At 39.7% G+C, this 1,102-nt stretch carries 1 protein-coding gene; it reads right to left on the bottom strand.

Annotated elements, in window-relative coordinates; translation table 11 throughout:
- Positions 1-35: 35 nt before the first annotated feature.
- A protein-coding gene (locus QUA58_RS31395; protein WP_333398028.1) for an IS630 family transposase occupies positions 36-1,080 on the bottom strand; the annotation gives its coding sequence in 2 pieces (ribosomal slippage) (positions 36-674 and positions 676-1,080; 1,044 coding nt in all).
- Positions 1,081-1,102 lie beyond the last annotated feature (22 nt).

Here is a 1,102-nt window from a genome sequence, read left to right as displayed (position 1 = left end):
AAAAAACATATCTATGTAACAAAACATTAAGTTACCTAATTGGAGTTAAACTTAAGACGTTGTGTAGTGTAGTTTCCCCTTTGTCCTCTAACTTCTACTCCATGAATTACGGCGTCGGCGAGTTCTAACTCATCATCAAACATTTGTCCTGCCAATTCATCTTTTTTAATGTGTTGCCACTCCAATTCAATGGGGTTCATTTCCGAACAATACTTGGGCAAAAAGAAGATATATAAACCTTGATTTTCCCAATGCGGCCATAACTCTTGGACTTCTTTACATCGGTGTATTGGGCCGTTGTCTTGTACGATTACTCTCCGTCGTCCAATCTCCGCAGCTTCCTGGGCTTCTCGTTCCATCATTTTGATATAAGCTTTTCGATCAATACCCCCAATTGCTAAACCGTAAACAAAACTTATTTCTGGTTGAAGAAGTCCGACAATACTTAGTCTGCGACCACGCCGTTTCGTTTGTTCCAACCGTTTTTGCTCACCTATTTCGTAATAAGTATAGCCAGGTTCACTCCACGCACAAAATCCTGATTCATCTAAATACTTTAAGTCAATCCCTCCCGCCGCTGCCTCTAATTGCAACATATCTAAGTCGGATTGCTTCGTTTCTTGTACTATGGGGTCTTGTTTTCCTTTATGACTTTTTCTAGCCCGTTTCCAAATAAACCTTTTTTTTTAGTATCCGTCTTAATCGATCGGCACTTAGTTTAACAGAACGTTCTTTTTCTAATTTCTGGACTAATTGAAGACTGTTATATGTACGTGGTTCGTTTTTGAGGCATTCTTTTAAAAACTCTATATCTGACTCTTTCCACTTGGGTTTTGCCCCTCGACCAGGCGATTCCCAAAGCCCTTCCATGCCTAGATGCGACCATTTATGTAAAACCTCTCTCACTGTTTGTGGAGTCCAGTTAAAATGAGCCGCTATTTTTTCAACGTACCAGCCATGTGCATTTAATCTAATTACTTCTGCTCGATCTTTGACTTTTTGTGGAACATCCGCAATTCTCAGTTCTAATAGAGTTTTGTCTTGTTGTTGAGTCAGGAATACCCTTAATCTAGCGCCCATATATTGAGTTACCTCAGTAAAT

Source organism: Microcoleus sp. N9_A1, from assembly GCF_036701795.1.
GTDB lineage: Bacteria > Cyanobacteriota > Cyanobacteriia > Cyanobacteriales > Microcoleaceae > Microcoleus.
Note: the sequence above shows the minus strand (reverse complement) of the source record. Positions and strands in the feature narration are given on the sequence as shown.